Source organism: Pseudomonas sp. SDO52101_S400, assembly GCF_054071635.1.
The window spans coordinates 16,027-34,468 of sequence record NZ_JBSVWF010000050.1 but is presented as its reverse complement, the minus strand read 5'-3'; the positions used below and the strand labels follow the sequence as shown (position 1 = coordinate 34,468).

Below are 18,442 nucleotides of genomic sequence, written 5' to 3'. Positions count from 1 at the left end.
GTGTAGGTGTCACTTGCCGTAATTATCGCCTTGGGCATGGTCGGGCCACCGCTAAGCGTGCACCTCAAAACTGGCCTGGCATTGGGCCTCGCACCGGGTGAAATGACTGAAGTGCTCCTGCAGGCTTCGGCCTTCGCTGGTTTCCCCCGCGCAGTCAGTGCGGCGGAGCAGCTCAATCATCTGTTCGAGGAGGCTGGCCTGACATCTCCACCGCCCCCCACGCCGAGAGAAGTCGCCTTGAAGTTTTGCTCAGACGTGCGCGAGGGCCATTTAGCCATTCCGATAAGTACTGCGGTAAAACGCCAGTTACGCGAGGCGGACCGATTGGCGATGCAGGCTTGTGCGGCGCAGGCGGTCATTGTCGAATGCTTCAAGGATTCGCAGACCACACCACGAGCAATGCTGCATCTGAGGGTGGAGGCAGACGCCGTGGTCGCGGTGAAATTGTTCAAGGCTCAATGAGACGGGTGAAATCCTGGTTATGGATGGGGACAGCTTTATCGCAAAACGATAGAGCCGACCTGTCAGATCTGACAGGCGACAACCACTGCGAGCCGGCTCACAGTAAGCCCCAAGGGATCCATCGTTCCCGGGGGGACGATCATGAAAGGGACTTCACCACTTCAGTTGATTTTCGCGCTATGCCTGGCCATGGCCGCTACGACAGTGGTGAGCGCCGCCGTTCGCAACGGCAGCGGTGAAGAGATCATGCTGCAAGGCTTTCACTGGAACTCCAGCCGCAATCCGACTCCGTGGTATTCAGTACTTGCTCAAAAGGCGTCCACCATTGGCAAAGACGGATTCACCACTGCCTGGGTAGCGCCAGTCTGGGACGACAGCTCAAGCTGGACCGACAGCCAGGCTCAGACCTCCGGTGGTGGAGAAGGCTATTTCTGGGACAGCTTCGATAAGAACAGCCGCTATGGCAGCGATCAGCAACTCAAGGCCGCGGCGTCAGCGCTGAAGAATGCCGGAGTCAAAGTCGTCTACGACGTGGTGCCCAATCACATGAGCGACAAAGCGGTCTTTCCCATGTTCCCGAGAGGGAGCAATGAGTGGCGGCATGATTGCGCGCAATGTGACGAAGGCGACGCGTTTGTGGATGGAAGGGCGGATCTGAACACTGCGAATCCAAACGTCTTCGAGACCTTCAAAAACGAGTTCATCAACCTGCGCGACAACTACGGCGCCGACGGCCTGCGCTTTGACTTCGTCCGTGGCTACGCACCGGAAACCGTGGATCGCTGGATGAACGCCTTCGGCAACCAGCAATTCTGCGTCGGCGAAAACTGGAAAAGCCCCGGCGAATACCCGCCGGGCGACTGGCGACACAATGCGAGCTGGCAGGATGTGCTCAAGGACTGGTCGGATCGCTCGCACTGCACGGTGTTTGATTTCGCTCTCAAGGAGCGTATGCAGAACGGCTCGCTCGCCGAGTGGCGTCACGGTCTGAATGGCAATCCGGATCCTGCCTGGCGCGCGATCGCCGTCACCTTCGTCGACAATCATGACACCGGTTATTCACCGGGTGCCTACGGCGGCCAACATCACTGGCCGTTGCCCGATACCCAGGTCAATCTGGCTTACGCCTACATCCTCAGCAGCCCCGGCACACCGACCGTGTACTGGCCGCACATGTACGACTGGCAGCGCGATCAACTGATCCGGCAATTGATCAAATTGCGCAAGGCCGCCGGTATCCGCGCTGATTCGCCGATTCGCTTCAACACCGCTTACTCAGGATTGGTCGCCACCACGTCGGGCGTGCGCGGGACGTTGGTGATTGCGCTCAAATCCGATCTGCAACAGTTGCCGCAGGGGTTGGGCACGCCGACCTTGAGCTGGGATAACGGCGATATCCGGATCTGGAGCGGGCCTGTCGAACCTGCAACGGTGGCAGTCAACGTGCATTGCGACAACGCAAATCCGCAACCGGGTGAGCGCGTTTATGCGGCGGGTTCATCTCTGGAGTTCGGGGCGTGGGACCCACAACATGCGATAGCGCTGACGCTGAACAACAACCGCTGGAGCACAACCGTTGAGGTGCCAAGTCAGCAAAAACTCGAGTGGAAGTGCATCGTGCGGGGCCAGGCTCCGACAGCGGTGTATTGGCAGGGCGGCGCGAATAACGCATTTACCAGCGATGCCGCGAAAGACACTGTCGGGCACTTCTGATCTCGAGGTTTCAGCTATTTTCGTCGCACACTGCGGTGCCGAACAGACGCACGCCAGTCAGTTCTCCATCGCGTTCCTCCAGCAGGATCGGCGCCGTCCCGCCCGGCATCACCACCTGCACCTCTCCCGCCGACACCCAGCCCACCCGCCACGCCGCACTCGCCACCGCACTGGCGCTGGTGCCGGATGAGGCGGTCGGACCTTCGCCCCGTTCGAACACCCGCGCCACAATGCGTTGATCCCCGACGCGCTTCGCCCATTGCAGGTTGACGCCGGCCGGGCATGGCTGGCCGGCGCCGGTGGGCATGGCGTAGGCGATGGCGGTCAGACTGTCCGCCAGTGGTGATTCAAGCATCTGTTCATTGCTCGGCAATGCCGCCTCATCCTCCAGCAGCGTCACGCAGTGCGGATTGCCGATTCGCACGAACTGGCTGTGCGTCCAAGCGGTATCGAGTTGTGCCAGTGGCTCGATGCGACTGACCTCAACACCATTTAAAGACACTGGTTCAACGCCAAGCGCACCGACCGCTGCCGGGCCGAAACCGGGCTGGCCGAGATCCAGCCAGAAGCCTTGCACGCCTGCCACTACAGCCGGTTTGACCGTGGTCGGCACAGGCGACGGCGCATCCTGCTTGTCGTGATGCACCTGCAGTGGCGCGCCCTCTTGCGGCATCAAACCTTGTTCAAGCAGCGCCTGAGAGAAAATCGTCAAACCGTTACCACTGCGCTCGGCCAGCGTGCCGTCGGTGTTGACGATCAGCAGATCGAAAGGTGGCGACGATTGAAACGGGCCGATCAGCAAGCCATCGCTGCGATGGTGTTTGGCGCCGACGGGACGAATCCCGTCCGGCCATTGGCAAAATGTCTCTATGGCCCGCTCGCTCCACGCTGCTCTGGAGGAAGCGGCGTCATCAGCGCTGGCCGGCAGGGTGATGCCCGCCTCGCATACTTGTCGGGGTGAAACCACGCCGTAGATATTGCCCCGTGCATCGTAGAACTTCGCCATCTGTTTTCCTGCACTCAGGTTCCTGTCAGCGCTCCACTCTACTGCCTGACGGGATCGACAATCACGTGGAAACATCAGCAAAAGTGATATCACTTTGCCAAGAAATATCTCGTAGCAACTTCAAGCAGCCCTTATAAAACGTGGCCTTCAGGGTATGTGCGCAACTTTTTGCGCAACTTTAAGCCTTTATGATCCGCTTCGGTTCTGGATCAGGCTTTCGCCGGCTGTAGAACTTTAAGGAGATTCAGTTTCACTTCAAGGAGCGCCAAATGTTCAGTCCAGCCAACGAAACGCACTTCAGCCTGACCGTTGAGGACTACGTAGGCGACCTGCAAGTGCTGTCGTTCACCGGCACCGAAGGCATCAGCCAGCCGTTCCGTTTCGACCTGGAACTGGTCAGCGAAAACCCGGATCTGGACCTGGAAAAACTCCTGCACAAACAGGCGTTCCTCGCCCTCGATCCGCAGGGCTCGGGCATCCACGGCCAGATCTACCGCGCCGCCCAGGGCGATGCCGGCAAGCGCCTGACCCGCTACAAAGTCTCGCTGGTGCCGCAGCTGCAATACCTGCATCACCGCACCAACCAGCGCATCTATCAGCAGATGTCGGCGCCGAAAATCATCGCGCTGATCCTCGACGAGCACGGCATCAAAGGCAACGCCTACAGCTTCCAGCTCAGCCAGCCGTGCCCGGATCGCGACTACTGCGTGCAGTACGACGAAACCGACCTGCATTTCGTCCAGCGACTGTGCGAAGAAGAAGGCATTCACTACCACTTCCAGCACAGCAAGAAGGGCCATCTGCTGGTGTTTGGCGATGACCAGACCGTGTTCCCGAACCTTGGCCAGCCGACCGCGTACGTGCAGGGCAGCGGCATGGTCGCCGAAGAACCGGTGATCAAAGGCTTCAAGCTGCGTCTGGAAACCCGCACCAGCCGCACCACTCGCCGCGACTACGACTTCGAAAAGCCGCGCCTGCAAATGGAAGCCGCGTACAAACCGGATGGCGAGAGCACTGAACCGGATCTGGAAGACTACGACTACCCCGGCCGTTTCATCGACCGCGCGCGCGGCAAGTTCCTCAGCCAGCGTGCCCTCGAACGTCATCGTGCCGACTACCGCCAGGCCGAAGGTCGCGGCGACCAGACCCGACTGGTCAGCGGCCACTTCATGGAAATGTCCGACCACCCGCGCAGCGAGTGGAACGACCTGTGGCTGCTCACCGAAATCTTCCACGAAGGCAAACAGCCGCAAGTCCTCGAAGAGTCGGTGACCAGCGACACCACCGACAACAAGGACGACTTCCACCAGGGCTACCGCAACACCTTCCTCGCCACTCCATGGGACGTGTTCTACCGCCCGGCCCTCGAACACCCGAAACCCCGCGTGCTCGGCAGCCAGACCGCCATGGTCACCGGCCCCAAAGGCGAAGAAATCCACTGCGACCAATACGGCCGCATCAAGGTGCAATTCCACTGGGACCACCAGCACGCCCAACGTCATCATGAGCCTGATCAATGCCTCACTCGGCAACCACGCCAAACCCACCGACGGCACCTACGACACCGACTACCGCCCCGGCTACGATGCCGAAATCTGGAAAAAGTCGAAGATCATGGAGAAGTTCTATATCGGTGATCGCATGACCACCCTCGAAGGCTGGGGTCTGGATCCGCGCCCGGAAACCACCGAACAGGATCGCGCCTGGTTCGCCATCGCCCATGTCGGCGGTCTCGCGAGCCCGCTGATCGCAGCGCAGATGTTCACTTTCCAGAAAGGCACCGACGACCTGAAAGATCTGGTGCCACCACCCGAGGCTGTCGTACCGCGCTTTTTGAAGCTGACGCAAAGCATTCGCGAGCAGTGAGCCGTTCTCGCCGATCAGCCTGATCGGGAACTCAAGGTCGCTGCCCATGGACTGATATGCAAGGATGTTGCCCTGCATCACGCCATTGACCGCAAGACCAAGGACGTTTCATGACTGCCATCAACACCCCGCCTCCCCTCGCCCCCGGACGCCTGCAACAGATGTCCACGCGCATCGCCTTCTTCATCGCCGGGCTCGGCATTGCCGCGTGGGCACCGCTGGTGCCGTATGCCAAGGCGCGGGCCGGGCTCGATGAAGGGACGCTGGGTCTGTTGCTGTTGTGTCTGGGAGTGGGTTCGATTCTGGCAATGCCGCTGGCGGGGATTCTGGCCACGCGGTTCGGCTGTCGGCGCGTGGCTACCGGTGGCACGCTGCTGATCTGTGCAGCGTTGCCATTGCTGGCGACGGTTTCGTCGATTCCGGCGTTGATCGCCACATTGTTCATGTTCGGTGCCGGGCTCGGCACGGTGGATTCGACGGTGAACCTGCAAGCGGTGATCGTCGAGAGGGCCAGCGGCAAGAACATGATGTCGGGGTTTCACGGGCTGTTCAGCCTCGGCGGGATCGTCGGCGCGGCGGGCGTGAGCGCCCTGCTCGGCCTCGGCTTGTCGCCATTGGCGGCGATGCTGGTGGTGGTCGTGGTGCTGATCGCGGCGCTGTTCAAGGCTGTTCCGCACATGCTGCCTTACGGCAGTGAAAGCTCGGGCCCGGCGTTCGCGGTGCCCCACGGGATCGTGCTGTTCATCGGCGGGATGTGCTTCATCGTGTTCCTAACCGAAGGCGCAGCGTTGGACTGGAGTGCGGTGTTTCTGGCACAGGAACGCGGGATCGATACGGCGTATGCGGGGCTGGGTTACGCTGCATTCGCATTGACGATGACAGTGGGTCGTTTGACCGGTGACCGGATTGTTCGGGCATTGGGTGCAACCCGGATCATTCTGTTTGGCGGTCTGCTGGCAGCGGCGGGACTGTTTCTGGCGACGTTCGCGCCGAGCTGGGAAGCCGCACTGGTCGGTTATGCACTGGTCGGCGCCGGCTGCTCGAACATTGTGCCGGTGCTGTACACGGCGGTGGGCAAACAGACGGTGATGCCAGAAAGCATCGCGGTGCCGGCAATCACCACGCTGGGCTATGCAGGCATTCTGGCGGGGCCGGCGGTGATCGGATTTGTCGCCCATGCCAGCAGCCTGAGTTTCGCCTTCGGGTTGATGGCGGCGCTGCTGGTGGCAGTGGCGATTGGCGGGAAAGCGCTCAAAGTCTGAGCCGGATCGCTCCCTCGCATTGCGTGGGAGCGATCCGGGCAAGGTCAGAATCCGACGCTGGCCTGCACGAAGAACGTACGCGGTGCGCCGACATACATTCCTGAGTTGTTGTCGCTGGAGCGGGTGAAGTACTGCTTGTCGAAGACGTTTTTCACCCCGGCGCCGAGCTTCAGGTTAGACAGCTGCGCACCGAAGTCATAGCCGCCACGCACGTTCCAGGTCACATAACCCGGGATGTCACCGTATTGTCCGTCCGCCGTGCCCTCGGTGATGTAGTTGTTGCTGAAGCTGCCGTCGGCATTCACACCGGTGCCCGGTGAACGCTGTTTGGACTGGGCGAAACCGTCGATGTTGTAGGTCCAGCGGTTGAAGTCGTAGCGCAGGCCGACGGTCGCCACCTGACGCGAATAGAACGGCAGGTCGCGGCCCTTGAAGCCTGGGATCTCGCCTTCGTAGGTCGCGCGGGTGTAGGTGAAACCGGCGTTGGCGGTCAGGCCATCAAGGCGCGGATCGAGCGCAGCCATGTCGTAGTGCACCGAAGCCTCGATACCCTGGTGCTTGGTGGCGCCGAGGTTGGTCCAGCCCACGTCGTTGCTGATGTATTGCAGTTCGTCATCGAAGTCGATGTAGAACAGCGTCACTTCACCGCCCCACACGTCATCGTTGTAGCGGGTTCCGATTTCATAGGTCTTGGCTTTCTCAGGCTCCAGACCGTTGGCCGTCTGGTCACCCGAGCCGCCCTGCCCCAACTGGAAATACTGCAGGCTGCCGAACGAGGTTTCGTAGTTGGCGAACAGCTTCCACGCGTCCGACAAGTGATACATCACGCTCAGCGCCGGCAGCGGTTCGTTGCTCTCGATGCTGCGGTTTTTCTCCGGTACACGCTTGCCAGCGGTGTCGAGAACGGCGCGATCGTGCCAGTCTGTGTTGATGTGCTCGAAGCGAATGCCCGGGGTGATGGTCCAGCTGCCGACGTCGATCTTGTTGTCGACGTAGACCGAGTTGGCCTCGGTGCCACCGGTACGGTCCTGAAACACATGACCGTCGGAAGTCTTGGTGACCACCGGCTCATTGTTGACCAGTGCCAGACGGCTCGACTGCTCGTGCATCGCCTCTTTCAGGTAGCGATAACCGACGCTGACTTCCTGAGTGGTCGGGCCGACATCGAATACCCGCGAGACGCGTGGCTCGATGCCCAGCGTGTAGTAGGAACGCGGGTACGAGCTCAGGGTTTTCTGGTCGCGGGCGGCGATGGTGCTGCCGCGGAAGCTGTCGGTGTAATAGGTCAGCACTTCGGCCTGGGTGCGTTCGTCGATCTGGCGGATCCACTTGAACGACACATCCTTGCGGCGACCGCTGAAGTTGTCGTAATCGCGAACCGAGTCATACGGCTTGTCGTCGTACTGCTTCTGCGTCAGGCCGCCGGGCATGTCGGCGCTGGCATCGTAGTAGTGGAAATTGAGGCTGAAATCGTCCTGATCGGTCGGCGCCCAGTGGGTCTTGAGCAGCACGTCGTCGATGTCATTGCCGTTGTTGCGCTCGCGATAACCATTGCCGTTGACCCCGGAATACAACAGCGCCACGCCCATGCCGTTGTCGGCCGTACCGCCGAGGAAAGCAGTGTCGATGTGTTTCCAGCCGCCGTAGCGAGTGGTTTCCAGGGTGGTGCCGATTTCACCGGTGGCTTTTTCCGGGATGGCACGGGTCACGAAGTTGATCACGCCGCCGACGTTCTGCGGCCCATAGCGCACGGAACCGGCACCGCGCACAACGTCGATGCTGTCGAGGTTGCCGGAGGAAATCGGTGCCATCGACAGTTGTGGCTGACCGTACGGTGCGAACGCCGCCGGTACGCCGTCGATCAGCACAGTAGAGCGCGGAGACAGACGCGAAGTCAGGCCACGCACACCGACGTTCAGCGAGATATCGCTGCCACCGGTGCCGTTGGAGTCCTGCACCTGCACGCCCGGTACACGCTTGAGGATGTCGCTGACGTTCATCGCGCCCTGCTCGACCATGGCTTCGCGGCGAATAACCGTCCGTGCGCCCGGGTGGTTCTGCACCACGGCGGCATCGGCGTCGCCGAGCCAGTCACCGACCACTTTGATGTCGGTCGCGCCGAGTTCCAGCGGACCATTGGCGGCTGCGGTCGGTGCCGGCGACAGGGTCACCGAGCCTTCATTGATCTGATAGTTCAGGCCGCTGCCTTGCAGCAACTGGCGCAGTGCGTCCTCCGGCGAGAGGTTGCCATCGACGGCCGGGGCCTGCTTGCCGGCCACCAGATCCGGGCTGAAAAACACCTGCAGCGAGGTTTGCTGACCCAGTTCGCTCAGCGCCTGGCCCAGTGGCTGCGCGCGGATATGAATGGCGTCGGCGGCGAAGGCCAGCGGCATCGCAGCGTTGACCGCCAGCGCGAGCGCCAGCGGCAACCAGGGGGATTTTTTGTTGTTGGCAGTGGTGTTTTTCACGTCGTACGGAGTCCTGTGGATCGCAAGAGTGTGCGGCTGTTAATGCAAACCAGTTGCAGTTGAACAGGAAGACGACGAACTCGAAAAAAACCTGAATTTTATTTTGAAATTATTTCCTGGCTGCCGTCGGCGTGGGTGCGCACGGCCACCGGAAGGATGCTCGGCAAGGCCTTGAGCAAGGCGTCGGTGTTGTCGGATTTGAACACGCTGGTCAGGCGCAGACTGGCCACGGCCGGATTGGTGACCGTCAGGGGTTTTTCGCGGTAACGGGAAACCTCTTCGACGACTTCGCTGAGACTGGCGTTGTTGAATACCAGTTTGCCGCTACGCCAGGCCGTCAGTTCCGCCGGGTTGACTGCATAGGTCTGGGCCACAACGCCATTGGCATCGACATGGGTGCCGAGGCCGGCCGTCAGGTTGATGAACTCGTTGTCCGGCGCATTGCGCCCCTGCACCTTGACCGTCCCCTGCTCCACCGCGACCCGGGTTTGCGTCACGTCGCGGCGTACATCGAAGCGGGTGCCAGTGACCGTGACCTTGCCGCTGCCGGCCTCGACCACGAAGGGCCGCGAGGTATCGTGCTCGACGCTGAACATCGCTTCGCCTTCGGTCAATTCGATCAGGCGCCTATCCTTCTCGAAACGCACCTGCAAGCGGCTGCGGCTGTTGAGGTCGATCACCGAGCCGTCCGGCAGCGCGACATGCCTGCGCTCGCCCAGCGCGGTGACGAATTCGGCGCTGTAACCCGCCGGGTGATTCAAGCCACTGAACAGACCGAGCCCAAGGGCCACCGCGACCACGCTGGCCGCCACGGCATAACGCAGCAGCGGACGGCGCTCACGACGCGCTGGTGGGGTTTCGCACAGGGCCTTGAGCCGTGGCGCCGTGAGCAGATCCGCCGCTGTCCACAGGCCTTGCAGCAACTGGAATTCGTCAAGGTGCTGCGGGTGTTCGTTCAGCCAGGCGTCGAAGCGCTGCTGTTCGTCGACACTGACAACCGGCTCCTGCAAACGCACAAACCAGCATGCCGCCTCATCGCGCACCGTTGTTTGCCCGCACGCGCAATCACGAGTATCCATCATGGAATGTCCTGTTTGGCTGGGGATGAAAAGACGCCGCGACTCACGATTGCGCCCCGTCCAGGCGATCACGCAAGTGCCGCAGGGTGCGGATCATATACTTTTCCACCATGTTCCTGGACAGGCCCATACGCTCGGCGATTTCCGCCTGAGTCAGGCCTTCGATCTTCTGCCAGACGAAAATCCGTCGGCAGTTGACTGGCAACTCGGTGAGCGCGCGCTCGATGGAATCGGCCAGCTGGATCGCATGCATGTAATGCTCCGGGTCACCGGTCGGCGACTCACTGAGATCGATCGCCTCCGACTCCATGGCGCCCCGCCGGTCCTCACGCCGATAACCGTCCACCGCGATGTTGCGCGCCGTCTGGTGCAAATACGCCCGAGGTTGCTGCACCGCCGACGAATCGGACTCGAGCACCCGCACAAAAGTGTCGTGCGCCAGATCCTCGGCCTGCGAGCGATTGCGCAGACGGCGAGTCCAGGTGCCGATCAACTCTTCGTAATGCTCGAGAAAGCCGGGTCTGCGGGGCAGCATGGGGATCATTGCGGCGTGCTGAGGAAAGGGGAGCGAATGGTAATACTTCCCATTAAGGCGAAGCAATGGATTCCTCGGGAATGCCGACGAGGCTGACGGACTGTAAGCGCGCACCGGATTTGGCACCGCGCTGCACAGTATTTGGCACCATCTGCGCGGCTTTCGTGTTTCCGCGGGGAATTCAGGCGTTCAAGCCATTCAGGTGCGACACCGTCAATGACGGCGGCGGAGAGGTCGGCATTGAGTGCGAGAAGTGTCTTGTTCATGCCGCCAGTTTCGGCGGGTCATGAAAGAGGGGGGAGTTTCAGCGGGGTTTAAGACTTTGCCCGATTCCGAGCGGAGGGTATGCACCCATGCGCCATTCTATACGTAGAGAATGGTGCATGGGTGCATACCGGAAATGTCTGGGGATTTACGTCAGTGCCCCAGGGAAAGAAAAGGGGCAAATTTCTCGTCGAGCTTATTCCAGTGAAGATCCAACCTCGCTAACGCTTCAAGTTCTCTCAACACTAATTCGCTCGCAAATCCCTCAGGCACGTCGTCCGGAAGGCCGTTAAATGGGCGAATACGACAGAGCGAGTCGACAAGGTCGATCAAGTAATCCTTCATTTTTTCGTCGTAAAGCCAACGGGTTCCAGCGATGCCTTCCACGTAATCAGAGAGCATTTCATCTGTGAAGTGCTCCTCAAGGACAGCTTCTCTCACGACACGCTGGACAGTTTCATAGACGGCAACCCTCTTATCGAACAAGTCGAGCTTCAACTTCATTCGGGCGGTTTTCCACTGATTGAATGCTATCAAGATACCCAAAGCTGCTACCAAAGGGGTCAAGAGCGCGGCCAGGTATTGCAACCAAGTTGCCTGCCCATTCGCAGCGTCCGTTCCGAGTGTGATTATTTGAAACGAGTACAAATCCATGCATGTTCATCCGAGGCAGGGGCTTACAAATAGACTTGAAGCGAATCTAACGCATCTCTAACGCCTGCCGCGAGGGCTACCGGTAGGAGTCATTGAGGTCGATGGCGGGGCCCACAACCGACCCGATCAGATGCCGCGGGACAATTTGAGAATGGCATCCTGGCGAAAAGCGGCATTCCCATACTGCGTCTGCACATCGTCGAGAGCCGCAGCGCGGAAAAAAATCAGTGAGTTCACCGCTCAGTGGGCCAACCCGACACCCGAGGCATAAGGCGCAGCCGTTTCGCACGGACATTCATGTTTGGACGTTTGAGTAAGGTGAAATTTTGTTCTCTAGTGTTTAATGACATCGGCTATTGACCGCTTCCCCCGTCCGCAACGGGTAGCTTTGGAGCAAAATCGATCATCTCCGCGCTCCAGCATTATCGTGTTGAAACTCGGCTCGCTTATGGACAGGTTAACTTATGACTAGAAGCCTCAGGCTTCAAAAAAAGCTCCATTCACTGCATCTGCTGACGACAGCCGAAGAGGTGGTGCGAGATAGCAGTCTTGTCGAAAAACTATGGGCGCTCAAGCAGGGCGACAGGTTTGAACTGAATCGGGCGTCTTTCAGATCGTGGACTGTTCAAAGGTATCGCTTGGAGTTTGTGATAACGAGAGGGCCAGTACGTGGGCACTGGCTGCACAAAGAATTTGACGCGACAGAACTTGAGCTATTTTTTACGGCAAAGAATTTTGACGGCATCTGTCACGGCTGGATTCTGTTTGACGAGTGATAGCCTCAACTTCAGCGCTAACTCCTGGCAATCTCTGCCTTGCGTGGGCAGAACCACCCATGCATCAACCCCGCCTGAAAGAACTGCACCGGTGCCTCGAACCCGGCCGACTCGATCAGTCCGGCGACTTGCGGCGCCGGCAGGATCGCCACATCGCTGGCATACGCCGCACGCGCACGCTCGAGCATCTCCTCCGGCACCTGGGCCGAAGCCATCAGCGTCATCCAGTGACGCAGCAATGCTTTGTAGGCCGGCGATGCGGTGTCAGAGGCGAGATCAGCGTTCGCCAGAATCCCGCCCGGCACCAGACGACGGGCAATCTCGTGGAAAAAGCCGATACGGGCCTGCGGGTCGAGCAAAAACTGCGACACCAGAAAACAGGTTGCACCGTCGTAAGCGGAGTCATCCGTCAGCGTATCGAGATAACCTTCGTGAAACCGGCAACGGGCCAGGAAGCCGCCTTCGGTCGCTCTTTGACGGCACACGTCGAGCATCGCGCCCGAAGGATCGACGCCGGTGAATTGCCAGCCGGGAAACCGCTGCGCCAGGTGCGCCATTTCCACGCCGGTGCCCACGCCGACACAGAGAATCCGGGCATTTTCCGGCAGGCCCGCGAATACCGAATCCAGCAGCAAATAAAGCGCATCACGAATGGGCGCCATGCCGCTCCACTGCTTGTCATAGACAGCGGACTGCTGGTCGAACAAAGCCTTGAGTGCTTGATTGTCCATGGAGAAATTTCCTCTGCATCATGATCGCGGTGAAGTTTCATTATCGCAGGGCTGTCAAGGCCTCCCCGGTCCAGCCTGCGATTGATCATTCCGTCCAGCAACTGGTCGCAATCCATCAACCCCCACACCGCCCCGCACCCTAGATTAGATCCCACAACAACACGCCGTGGAGATCGCCTCATGCACAGTTTCCAGACCCGCAAGCAGCACAGCCCGGTCGACGCCTGGGATCAGCAGGATCCGGAGCAGGCCTTCACCCTGCCCTCGCGTTATTTCTACGACGACAGCCTGTTTCGTGCCGAGCGCGACAACATTTTCATGAAGGCCTGGCATGTCGCCGGGCATGTCAGTGAGTTCGCCGAGCCGGGGCAGTTCGTGGTCACCGATCTGTTCGACCAGAGCGTGGTGGTGGCGAAGAATCGGCAGGGGCAGATCCATGGTTTTCACAACGTCTGCCAGCATCGCGGCAATCGCTTGCTGGAAGAACGGCGTGGCATCACCGGCGGCGTGGTGCGCTGCGCCTATCACTCGTGGTGCTACGAGATGGACGGCAGCCTGCGCGGTGCACCACGATGCGAACGGATGAAGAATTTCGAGCTGGCGCAGTTCAACATTCCCCAGGTGCGCACCGAGGAACTCGGCGGTTTCATCTACTTCAACCTCGACCCGACCGCACCGACGCTGCGGGATCTGTTCCCCGGCGCCGACGAAGAAATGTACCGGGTGTTTCCGGACCTGAGCGACATGCGCCTGATCGAGGAACAGGACGTGATCGTGCCGGCCAACTGGAAAGTGATCATGGACAATTCCATCGAGGGTTATCACTTCAAGCTGTCCGGCCCGTGCCATATCGACCTCGCCCGGCTGATCGACTTCAAGGGCTACCAGTTGATCAAACGCGACCACTGGTGGACCTACGCCGCACCGGCCAATCTGTCGTCGACCGAAGCCTACGGCGTGCCGCTGAAAAGCGAGCTGAATCCGCAGGAGTGCTTTTTCAACATTGGCATGTGGCCGAACAACACTTTCTACACCTTCCCGTTCTCCGAGTTTCTCGGCTCGTTCATCATGATTCCGCTGGATGCCGAGCGCTCGCTGCTGCGCTTCGGCTACTACTCCAGCAACCCCGAGACGGCCGCCGTCAGCACTGCGTGCATGAAGTGGATGAACGAAGACCTCGGCCCCGAAGACATCGCCCTGAACATCTCGGTGCAAAAGGGCCTGCGCTCGCTCGGTTACGACCAGGGCCGCTACATGATCGACGCCCAGCGCAGCAATGAAAGCGAGCATCTGGTGCATCACTTTCATCGCCTGGTGTTCAACGGCATTCACGGCCATTCCGTGGACTGATCCGCCTTTCCCTCGTCATTTGTCAGAACGGAGCAAACCATGGACGAAACCGGGTTTGATTACCTGATCGTGGGCGCCGGCTCGGCCGGTTGCGTATTGGCCAACCGCCTGAGCGAAGACCCGAACGTGCGAATCCTGCTGCTGGAGGCCGGGCCCGAGGACAAGAGCTGGACGATCGATATGCCGTCCGCCGTGGGCCTTGTGGTGGGCGGGTCGCGCTACAACTGGCGTTATCAATCGGAGCCGGAGCCGTACCTCGACGGCCGGCGAATCGGTACGCCAAGAGGCCGCACCCTCGGCGGTTCATCGTCGATCAACGGCATGGTCTACATCCGTGGCCATGCCCGGGATTACGACGGCTGGGCCGAGCAAGGCTGCACCGGCTGGAGCTATCGCGAAGTGCTGCCGTACTTCAAGCGTGCGCAGACTCATGCCGACGGCGGCGATGACTATCGCGGCGCCAGCGGCCATTTGCACGTCACCCCCGGCGACGTCAGTATACCGTTGTGCGCGGCGTTCATCGCGGCCGGGGCCGAGGCCGGTTATGGCATCAGCGAGGACTTGAACGGTTACCGTCAGGAAGCTTTCGGCCCGGTGGATCGCACCACACGCAACGGTCGGCGCTGGAGCACTTCGCGCGGTTATCTCAGCGAAGCTTTGGCGCGGGGCAACGTACGGGTGGTCACCGATGCATTGGTGCTACGCATCCTGTTCGAGGGTCGACGAGCCGTCGGGATTGACTATGAACAGAGCGGCGAAACGAACACCGTCCGCGCCCGCCGGGAGGTGCTGCTGACCGCCGGGGCGATCAATTCGCCGCAGTTGCTGTTGCTCTCGGGCGTGGGCCCGGCGGCAGAACTGCGTGACCTCGGGATCAGCGTCGTGCACGACCTCCCGGGCGTCGGCAAACGTCTCAACGATCACCCGGATGCGGTGGTGCAATTTCGCTGCCAGCAACCGGTGTCGCTGTATCGCTGGACCACCGCGCCGGGCAAATGGTGGATCGGTGCGCGCTGGTTCGTGCGCCACGACGGCCTGGCGGCGAGCAATCATTTCGAGGCCGGCGCGTTCCTGCGTTCCCGGGCCGGTGTCGAACACCCGGATCTGCAGCTGACCTTCATGCCGCTGGCGGTGCAACCCGGCAGCGTCGAGCGGGTGCCGACCCACGCGTTCCAGATCCACATCGACCTGATGCGCCCCACCAGCCTGGGCAGCGTGACGTTGCACAGCGCCGAACCGCGGCGGCCGCCAAGGATTCTGTTCAACTACCTGAAGACCGCGCAGGATCGCGCCGACATGCGCGCCGGGGCACGGCTGGTGCGCGAGATCATCGAGCAGCCGGCGATGGCTCCGTTCAAGGGCGAGGAGCTGGTGCCAGGCCGTTCGGTGCAGACCGACGCCGAGCTCGACGCCTGGGCGCGGCAGGTCACGGAAACCGGCTACCATGCCAGCGGCACCTGCAAGATGGGCCCGGTGGGCGACCCTGAAGCGGTGGTCGATCCGCAATTGCGAGTGCACGGCCTCGACGGCTTGCGCGTAGTGGACGCGTCGATCATGCCGGTGATCGTCAGCGGCAACACCAACGCGCCGACGGTGATGATCGCGGAAAAGGCCAGTGACCTGATCCGCAACCTCCGCCCGCTGCCAGCCCTCGATGTACCGGTGTGGATCAACCCGCACTGGCAAACCGAACAACGATAAAGCCGAGATGGCGATGACCCGATCCACTGAAGCTGTACCGCACAATGAAGCACTGCTGCGAGTGGCGGTGCTGTTATTGCCGGCGTTTTCCAATTTCGGGCTGGCGGCGGTGCTGGAACCGCTGGCCATCGCCAACTGGCTGAGCCAGCGCACGCTGTTCGAATGGACACTGTTGTCCTTACAGCCCGGTCCGGTGACCGCCAGCAACGGTCTGGTGAACATCGCCGAAGATGGCTTGAACACTGAACAGGCCTTCGACGCCTGCGTGGTGCTGGCCAGTTTCGAGGTGCATCAGCACAGCCGCAACCCGGCGCTCAAGAGCTGGCTGCGCAAACAGGCGCTGTTCGGCGCGGTGTTGATCGGCGTGGAAACCGGCACCGAACTGCTGGCCGCCGCCGGTGTGCTCGACGGCTACGAAGCGGCGGTGCATTGGGACAATCTGCAGGGTTTTCAGGAAAGCTACCCCAAGATCCGCGCCCGACCGCAGCTCTACACCCTCGAACGCCAGCGCCTGACCTGCGCCGGCGCCACCACCATTCTCGACATGCTGCTAGGCTGGATCGGCCAGCGCTTCGATGCAGACCTGGCCCGGGAAATCGGCCTGCACCTGTTGATGGGCCAGATGCGCGCCCCGGCGGACAATCAGCTCGAGAGTGGCCCGGGCAACAGCGGGATGTTCGGCAGCAAGATCCGCCGCGCCGTGCAACTCATGGAAAAGGCTCTGGAAGAACCGCTGGACTGCGAAGCAATTGCCAGCGAGGTCGGCCTGTCGCGACGGCAACTGGAGCGTCAGTTCAAGCATCAGACCGGGCTCTCGCCGCTCAAGTACTACATCACCCTGCGTCTGGCCCGGGCGCACAACCTGCTGCAACAGACACAGATGAGCGTGGCCCAGGTGGCCGCGTGTTCGGGGTTTGGATCGCTGGAGCATTTCTCCCGCACTTACCGCGCGCGTTTTGGCTGCCCGCCGAGTGAGGATCGGCGTCAGGCGTGGAGCGCGCCGGTGATGCGCCAGCCGCTGGGCAAGGCACCTTGAAACGAAGAGCGGCCGTTCACCCGTGACATTGCGCAATGCCTTGCTGGCAAAAAAATGCCTGCAACAGGCAGACATTGTTGAAACTCGAACGAGGTGCGTTCAGACCTCGTCGCACGATTCACCAGCTGCATTCAATAAAAAGACCTCCACCAACGCATTGTTCCCCCCACCGCCATTGATCGTGAAGTCAACACGAGCCGAGCCAACTCGAATGGGTTTGATATTTGCGAGCCAGTCACCGATGGTTTGTTCTAATCCGTTGTCGACTTCATCCTGGGTAATAAAACGATTCAGCGATGTCTGGGTGCCGGGGATGGGTACCGTGCCGCTGCGATCACTGTATCCCTGCCATGTGATTTTCAACACGCCACCGATTTGCGCACCAGTCAGTGGTCCAATTTGGACCCTAACGCCGTTCATTGGATTGGAACGGCAATTGATCACACCGTTAAATACGTCTGGAAAAGTAATGTCGCTCATTTTTCAGCTCCCTGAATTGATTGGTTTGATGTCAGCGCAGGTTCAATCGGAACCACACACCGCAAGCCAATCGTCGTTCCTCATCAGCTTTTTGCATACTGTCAGAACTGACAGCCCAGCAAGAACAATTCGCTATAACAATTTGCTTCTTCCAGCCAAACTCAATTTCACTGTGGCACGAATCCGCGCGGGCTCTGGATCAGTCATCCGAGAACCCATCGCTAATTCAGCTGGCGGTAGACCGGTTCCTCTTCGTCGAGGATGCCCATCAACGCGTTGAAATGCTTATCGGCAAACCCCGGATAATCCAGCCATTGCCGGCAGGTCTTGCGCGCCACTTCATCGCTCACCACCCGCAACTCACGCCCGGTCGCCAGTGCGGTGATGTACACCTCGCAAGCCCGCTCGAAGTAATACAGATCATCAAACGCCTGGGCTGCGCTCGGTGCCGCGACCAGCAATCCATGATTGCCCATCAGCAGGATCGGCTTGTCGCCGAGCAGTCTGCTCACCCGCTCAGCCTCTACCCCGAGGCCCATGCCGTCAAAGCCGTCATCAATCGTCACCCGCTCGAAAAACCGCATGCTGTTCTGCTCGATCGGTGGCAGCCGCGAGTCCTTCAGACAGGCCAGCGTCGTCGCGTATTTGCTGTGGGTGTGCAGGATGCACCGGGCCTGAGGCTGGTTGCGGTGCAAGGCGCTGTGCAAGGCCCAGGCGGTGATGTCCGGCGCGTCCGGGCGGTCGAGGCTGGAAGGATCGTCAGCGTCGAGCAGCAACAGATCACTGGCGCGAATCCGCGAGAAGTGTTTGCCGTAGGGGTTGATCAGAAACTCGCGACCGTCCGGTGAAGTGGCCACGCTGAAATGGTTGGCGATGGATTCGTGCAGGTTCAAGCGCGCGGCCCAGCGCAGGGCGCAGGCCAGCTGGATTCTCAGGTGTTCGACGTTGTCGTGCATGGCGCAGCCTCCCGGTTTCACCCGAGTGTAGAGCGCAAGCTTTTATCGACTTGACGGGAAACGACAGTGGCTGCCGTTTTGAGCGGGGTGTTCATCAGAAGCG

Annotated in this window: 16 protein-coding genes and 1 pseudogene; 9 read left to right on the top strand and 8 right to left on the bottom strand. The window is 60.5% G+C overall.

From position 1 onward, the window contains the following. Nucleotides 1-6: 6 nt before the first annotated feature. Both ACW9HX_RS22225 and ACW9HX_RS22220 read left to right on the top strand, forming a co-directional pair. Complete coding sequence (locus ACW9HX_RS22225; protein ID WP_457382267.1) at nucleotides 7-462, top strand: carboxymuconolactone decarboxylase family protein; 456 nt, start codon at nucleotides 7-9, stop codon at nucleotides 460-462. Between the two features lie 141 nt (nucleotides 463-603). Then, nucleotides 604-2,175, top strand: coding sequence for a glucan 1,4-alpha-maltotetraohydrolase domain-containing protein (locus ACW9HX_RS22220; RefSeq protein ID WP_457382266.1), 1,572 nt, complete (start codon nucleotides 604-606; stop codon nucleotides 2,173-2,175). Nucleotides 2,176-2,185: 10 nt separating this feature from the next. Here ACW9HX_RS22220 and ACW9HX_RS22215 read toward each other — a convergent pair whose 3' ends face one another. Then, nucleotides 2,186-3,181 (bottom strand): diaminopimelate epimerase, encoded by a 996-nt coding sequence (locus ACW9HX_RS22215; protein WP_457382265.1) that lies wholly within the window; start codon nucleotides 3,179-3,181, stop codon nucleotides 2,186-2,188. A 269-nt stretch (nucleotides 3,182-3,450) separates the two neighbouring features. Here ACW9HX_RS22215 and tssI point away from each other — a divergent pair. The 3 genes and pseudogenes from tssI to ACW9HX_RS22200 all read left to right on the top strand — a co-directional run. Next, a pseudogene (gene tssI / locus ACW9HX_RS22210) lies at nucleotides 3,451-4,668 on the top strand (type VI secretion system tip protein TssI/VgrG); the annotation flags it as partial. Nucleotides 4,669-4,795: 127 nt separating this feature from the next. Continuing rightward, nucleotides 4,796-5,047 carry a hypothetical protein gene (locus tag ACW9HX_RS22205; RefSeq protein ID WP_457382264.1) on the top strand — a complete coding sequence of 84 codons (252 nt, stop codon included), beginning with the start codon at nucleotides 4,796-4,798 and terminating at the stop codon, nucleotides 5,045-5,047. A 110-nt stretch (nucleotides 5,048-5,157) separates the two neighbouring features. After that, nucleotides 5,158-6,309, top strand: coding sequence for an MFS transporter (locus tag ACW9HX_RS22200; protein ID WP_457382263.1), 1,152 nt, complete (start codon nucleotides 5,158-5,160; stop codon nucleotides 6,307-6,309). Nucleotides 6,310-6,353: 44 nt separating this feature from the next. Here ACW9HX_RS22200 and ACW9HX_RS22195 read toward each other — a convergent pair whose 3' ends face one another. The 4 genes from ACW9HX_RS22195 to ACW9HX_RS22180 form a co-directional block, all read right to left on the bottom strand. Beyond that, complete coding sequence (locus ACW9HX_RS22195; RefSeq protein WP_457382262.1) at nucleotides 6,354-8,777, bottom strand: TonB-dependent siderophore receptor; 2,424 nt, start codon at nucleotides 8,775-8,777, stop codon at nucleotides 6,354-6,356. A 98-nt stretch (nucleotides 8,778-8,875) separates the two neighbouring features. After that, complete coding sequence (locus tag ACW9HX_RS22190; RefSeq protein WP_457382261.1) at nucleotides 8,876-9,859, bottom strand: FecR family protein; 984 nt, start codon at nucleotides 9,857-9,859, stop codon at nucleotides 8,876-8,878. A gap of 40 nt (nucleotides 9,860-9,899) precedes the next feature. Next, complete coding sequence (locus ACW9HX_RS22185; RefSeq protein WP_457382260.1) at nucleotides 9,900-10,400, bottom strand: sigma-70 family RNA polymerase sigma factor; 501 nt, start codon at nucleotides 10,398-10,400, stop codon at nucleotides 9,900-9,902. A 408-nt stretch (nucleotides 10,401-10,808) separates the two neighbouring features. Next, nucleotides 10,809-11,309 carry a hypothetical protein gene (locus ACW9HX_RS22180; RefSeq protein WP_457382259.1) on the bottom strand — a complete coding sequence of 167 codons (501 nt, stop codon included), beginning with the start codon at nucleotides 11,307-11,309 and terminating at the stop codon, nucleotides 10,809-10,811. 464 nt (nucleotides 11,310-11,773) lie between these two features. On the opposite strand from ACW9HX_RS22180, the gene ACW9HX_RS22175 reads away from it, so the two are divergent. Next, on the top strand, nucleotides 11,774-12,085 hold the full coding sequence (locus tag ACW9HX_RS22175) for a hypothetical protein (RefSeq protein WP_248743292.1): 312 nt from the start codon (nucleotides 11,774-11,776) through the stop codon (nucleotides 12,083-12,085). A gap of 17 nt (nucleotides 12,086-12,102) precedes the next feature. On the opposite strand, the gene ACW9HX_RS22170 is transcribed toward ACW9HX_RS22175, so the two are convergent. Further along, nucleotides 12,103-12,816 carry a class I SAM-dependent methyltransferase gene (locus tag ACW9HX_RS22170; protein ID WP_457382258.1) on the bottom strand — a complete coding sequence of 238 codons (714 nt, stop codon included), beginning with the start codon at nucleotides 12,814-12,816 and terminating at the stop codon, nucleotides 12,103-12,105. 180 nt (nucleotides 12,817-12,996) lie between these two features. Here ACW9HX_RS22170 and ACW9HX_RS22165 point away from each other — a divergent pair, with 180 nt between their 5' ends. Genes ACW9HX_RS22165 through ACW9HX_RS22155 form a run of 3 tightly spaced genes read left to right on the top strand, consistent with a single transcriptional unit; the run spans nucleotide 12,997 to nucleotide 16,903 of the window. Further along, the gene (locus ACW9HX_RS22165) at nucleotides 12,997-14,166 is read left to right on the top strand and encodes an aromatic ring-hydroxylating oxygenase subunit alpha (RefSeq protein ID WP_457382257.1); all 1,170 of its coding nucleotides are present in this window, start codon (nucleotides 12,997-12,999) and stop codon (nucleotides 14,164-14,166) included. 39 nt (nucleotides 14,167-14,205) lie between these two features. Then, on the top strand, nucleotides 14,206-15,867 hold the full coding sequence (locus ACW9HX_RS22160) for a choline dehydrogenase (RefSeq protein WP_457382256.1): 1,662 nt from the start codon (nucleotides 14,206-14,208) through the stop codon (nucleotides 15,865-15,867). 13 nt (nucleotides 15,868-15,880) lie between these two features. Continuing rightward, nucleotides 15,881-16,903 (top strand): GlxA family transcriptional regulator, encoded by a 1,023-nt coding sequence (locus ACW9HX_RS22155; protein ID WP_457382255.1) that lies wholly within the window; start codon nucleotides 15,881-15,883, stop codon nucleotides 16,901-16,903. A gap of 99 nt (nucleotides 16,904-17,002) precedes the next feature. Here ACW9HX_RS22155 and ACW9HX_RS22150 read toward each other — a convergent pair whose 3' ends face one another. Both ACW9HX_RS22150 and ACW9HX_RS22145 read right to left on the bottom strand, forming a co-directional pair. Then, nucleotides 17,003-17,383 (bottom strand): hypothetical protein, encoded by a 381-nt coding sequence (locus ACW9HX_RS22150; protein ID WP_457382254.1) that lies wholly within the window; start codon nucleotides 17,381-17,383, stop codon nucleotides 17,003-17,005. Between the two features lie 221 nt (nucleotides 17,384-17,604). Then, on the bottom strand, nucleotides 17,605-18,339 hold the full coding sequence (locus ACW9HX_RS22145; protein ID WP_457382253.1) for a class II aldolase and adducin N-terminal domain-containing protein: 735 nt from the start codon (nucleotides 18,337-18,339) through the stop codon (nucleotides 17,605-17,607). Nucleotides 18,340-18,442: the final 103 nt, after the last annotated feature.

What these genes read in the sequence shown, in the direction of transcription:
- ACW9HX_RS22205 (WP_457382264.1), top strand. Translation starts at nt 4,796, where the DNA reads ATGGAGAAGTTCTATATCGGTGATCGCATGACCACCCTCGAAGGCTGG.
- ACW9HX_RS22155 (WP_457382255.1), top strand. Translation starts at nt 15,881, where the DNA reads ATGACCCGATCCACTGAAGCTGTACCGCACAATGAAGCACTGCTGCGA.
- ACW9HX_RS22180 (WP_457382259.1), bottom strand. Translation starts at nt 11,309, where the DNA reads ATGGATTTGTACTCGTTTCAAATAATCACACTCGGAACGGACGCTGCG.
- ACW9HX_RS22200 (WP_457382263.1), top strand. Translation starts at nt 5,158, where the DNA reads ATGACTGCCATCAACACCCCGCCTCCCCTCGCCCCCGGACGCCTGCAA.
- ACW9HX_RS22220 (WP_457382266.1), top strand. Translation starts at nt 604, where the DNA reads ATGAAAGGGACTTCACCACTTCAGTTGATTTTCGCGCTATGCCTGGCC.
- ACW9HX_RS22175 (WP_248743292.1), top strand. Translation starts at nt 11,774, where the DNA reads ATGACTAGAAGCCTCAGGCTTCAAAAAAAGCTCCATTCACTGCATCTG.
- ACW9HX_RS22215 (WP_457382265.1), bottom strand. Translation starts at nt 3,181, where the DNA reads ATGGCGAAGTTCTACGATGCACGGGGCAATATCTACGGCGTGGTTTCA.
- ACW9HX_RS22150 (WP_457382254.1), bottom strand. Translation starts at nt 17,383, where the DNA reads ATGAGCGACATTACTTTTCCAGACGTATTTAACGGTGTGATCAATTGC.
- ACW9HX_RS22165 (WP_457382257.1), top strand. Translation starts at nt 12,997, where the DNA reads ATGCACAGTTTCCAGACCCGCAAGCAGCACAGCCCGGTCGACGCCTGG.
- ACW9HX_RS22170 (WP_457382258.1), bottom strand. Translation starts at nt 12,816, where the DNA reads ATGGACAATCAAGCACTCAAGGCTTTGTTCGACCAGCAGTCCGCTGTC.
- ACW9HX_RS22185 (WP_457382260.1), bottom strand. Translation starts at nt 10,400, where the DNA reads ATGATCCCCATGCTGCCCCGCAGACCCGGCTTTCTCGAGCATTACGAA.
- ACW9HX_RS22145 (WP_457382253.1), bottom strand. Translation starts at nt 18,339, where the DNA reads ATGCACGACAACGTCGAACACCTGAGAATCCAGCTGGCCTGCGCCCTG.
- ACW9HX_RS22190 (WP_457382261.1), bottom strand. Translation starts at nt 9,859, where the DNA reads ATGATGGATACTCGTGATTGCGCGTGCGGGCAAACAACGGTGCGCGAT.
- ACW9HX_RS22160 (WP_457382256.1), top strand. Translation starts at nt 14,206, where the DNA reads ATGGACGAAACCGGGTTTGATTACCTGATCGTGGGCGCCGGCTCGGCC.